The organism is Nocardia sp. NPDC002869 (assembly GCF_046764065.1).
Lineage (GTDB): Bacteria > Actinomycetota > Actinomycetes > Mycobacteriales > Mycobacteriaceae > Nocardia > Nocardia rhamnosiphila.
Genome location: NZ_JBKOOL010000296.1, coordinates 1 through 3,008 on the forward strand (window position 1 = coordinate 1; position 3,008 = coordinate 3,008).

Sequence of the window (3,008 nt, forward strand, 5' to 3'; positions counted from 1 at the left end):
CGGGCCAGCATGACCGGGCCGACCCTGCATGCCGAGAGGAACCGAGAATGAGCGTGCGTAACAAGATCCTGCTCGGCGTGACCGCGGCGGTGGTGTCTTCTCCAGCAGCAGCCGCTGCGAGTATCCGACCGCGCCGGCCAGTTCGACCGACTTCAGCGTCACATCGGTGCCGGTGCGCCCCGCCTTCGCCTTGGACATCGACGCCTCGAGCGAATTGGGCTTCTTGTTGTCGGCCATCCAGGCCGCCCGCAACGCCAGCAGGTAGGCGGACTCGTAGTCGGCTTCCATCCGCAGGAACTCGGCCGCCGCCGCGTGCTGATTGTTGGGCGGGGTGTCGTAGGAGATCTCGATACCCGCGTCGGTGAGGATGGTGCGCAGTTCCTCGAGCGCGGCGCGGGTGACGCCGATGGCCATGGCCGCGACCATAGGGCGGGTGTTGTCGAAGGTCTGCATGACCCCGGCGAAACCCTTCTCCACGTTCACTTCCGGGCTGCCGAGGATATTGTCCTTCGGGATCCGGCAGTCCTGGAGCAGCAGCACCGCGGTATCGGAGGCCTTGATGCCGAGTTTGTGCTCGAGCCGGGCCACCGACAGGCCGGGAGCGTCCCGCGGGACCACGAACGATTTGATGGCGGCCCGGCCGAGGCTGCGGTCCACCGACGCCCACACCACGATATGGGTGGAACGCTGCCCCGCGGTGACGAAGATCTTTTCGCCGTTGAGCACCCATTCGTCGCCGTCGAGGACGGCGGTGGTGGTGACCGCGGCCGAATCGGAGCCGAAGCCGGGTTCGGTGATGGCCATCGAGGCCCACACCTTGCCGAACCGTTCCAGCTGTTCGTCGGTGGCCACCGCCGCGATCGCGGCATTGCCCAACCCCTGGTAAGGGATGGACAGCATCAGCCCGACATCGCCCCAGGAGGTTTCCAGGGCGTTGAGCAGCGCCGACATATTGCCGCCGTTGGCGTTGAGGAGCACGTCGGTGGAGGGCTTCTCGTCGTCGGAGCGCCCGCCGCTGGCCCCGCTGATCTTCTGCGTGCCCGAATCGCTGAGCCCGTCGACCATGGCGGCCATGGTGTCGAGTTCGACCGGGTATTCGTGCTCGCCGAGGTCGTATTTGCGTGAGATGGGCCGGAAGATCTGCGCGGCCACCTGATGCGCCTGGTTGGCGCTGGCCCGCAGCTTCCTGGGAAGTTCGAGATTGATCATGAGAATCTCCTGGCGAAGAACCGAAAAGTTTTCCGAGGGCGGGCGAACCGCCTGGTGTGCGGGTGCGGCCGGATTTTCGCCTCATCTGCCGGTCGCTGCTCATGTTCGGGGCCCGCCCCGGTTCTGGAGCGACGGAGCGAGGGAGCGCAGCGACTGAGCGGAGGAGTGAAGAACCGGGGTCACGAGGGCCCCGAACCCGCGGCGCCGAAGGCGGCGCAAATTACACGAGCACCACGCCCTCGGCGACCGCGATACCCCTCAGATCGCGGTACCAGCGTTCGACCGGGTGTTCCTTGGTGAAGCCGTGGCCGCCGAGCAACTGGACGCCGTCCAGTCCGAAGCGCATACCCTTGTCCGCCGCCAGCTTCTTGGCCAGCGCCGCTTCCCGGGCGAAGGTGAGGCCCTGTTCGGCGCGGGCGGCGCCGCGCAGTGTGACCAGGCGCAGACCGTCGAGTTCGATGGCGATATCGGCGACCATGAACGCGACCGCCTGCCGGTGGCTGATCGGTTCGCCGAAGGCTTCCCGCTCGTTGACGTAGGGGATCACATAGTCCAGTACGGCCTGTCCGGTGCCGGTGGCCAGCGAAGCCCAGCCGAGGCGGGCGAGCTGAACGGCATCGCGGTAGTCGGCCGCGTGCTGCGCGGCGTCGCCCTCACCCAGAACGGCGTCGGCGGCGACGGCCACATTGTCCAGGACCAGCCGGCCCAGCCCGGCCGCGCGCAGGCCCATGCTCGGATCGGCTTCCACCGACAGGCCCTTGGCATCGGATTCCACCACGAACAGGGCCGGGCGTCCGTCGAGTTCGGCGCCCACCACGAAGATCTCGGCGTCGGCGGCCGCGGGGACCAGGCTCTTGACACCGTTCAACCGGTATCCGCTGGGGGAGCGTACCGCCTTGGTCTGCAGGCTGAAGGGGTCGAACAAGGCGCGCGGTTCGCTGATGACCACGCAGGCCTGGGGCACGTTCTCGCCGGTGAAAGCCGGCAGATAGGTCTGCTGCTGGGCGTCGGTGCCCCACTGGGACAGCGCGACCGCGACCCCGCTCGGCGCGAGCAGCGGCAGCGCGAGCCCCATATCGCCGTGCGCGAGCGCCTCGGCGACCAGCGTATTGGTGACCGCGCCGCGTTCGGTGGCCGCGCCCTCGAGTTCCTCGGGCACGTTGATGAGGGTGATGCCCAGTTCCGCGGCCCGGCCGAGCAGATCGGCCGGCGCGGCGGCCGCCTCGTCGGCGTCGTGCGCGGCCGGGCGCAGGATCTCCGCCGCGAACTCACGCACCGTCTCGACGATCATCTGCTGTTCGTCGGTGGGGGTGAGGTCGAAATAGTCCTTGGTCTTGGACTCGTTGTCCGGTAGCCGCTTGGGCGCACCACCGCCCGCGACCTTGTTGAAGGCACGGGTGGCCGCGCCGAGGGTGCGGAATCCGGTTTTGGTGCTCTGGTAGGTGACCCGGTCGATCGGCTTGCGCAGGTTGTATTTCTCGGCCAGCTCCGAACCGGTGATGGTCGACATGACCCGCATGGCGGCGCCCATCCAGTCCCGTTTGGGTTGGTGCAGGCCCACCCCGTTCTCCTGGCGGACGCCGTGGTGCGACCGCCGCTCGGTAGCGCTGTCTCGAATGCTCATCATCACCTGTTTCTCGCGCGGGGGTGAGGGTCGGACCCCGGGGATCTTACTGCGGAGTAAGGCTATCTTACTGCGGAGTAAGAAAGGCGTCGAGCGGTCCTTACGTCCTGGTGAGCGGACGGGCGCGCGGAACACCCAGGTGATGAAGCCGAGAACGCCCGCCCCGGACTCCGGG

Annotated in this window: 2 protein-coding genes; both read right to left on the bottom strand. The window is 67.9% G+C overall.

The genetic code is table 11. The features are described from left to right. The coding region (locus tag ACLML9_RS28305; RefSeq protein ID WP_411948358.1) for an acyl-CoA dehydrogenase family protein at window positions 1–1,209 on the bottom strand (1,209 nt) is incomplete at its 3' end. A 220-nt stretch (window positions 1,210–1,429) separates the two neighbouring features. Continuing rightward, window positions 1,430–2,839: an acyl-CoA dehydrogenase family protein gene (locus tag ACLML9_RS28310; RefSeq protein WP_411948359.1), complete on the bottom strand. Its 1,410-nt coding sequence runs from the start codon at window positions 2,837–2,839 to the stop codon at window positions 1,430–1,432. Window positions 2,840–3,008: the final 169 nt, after the last annotated feature.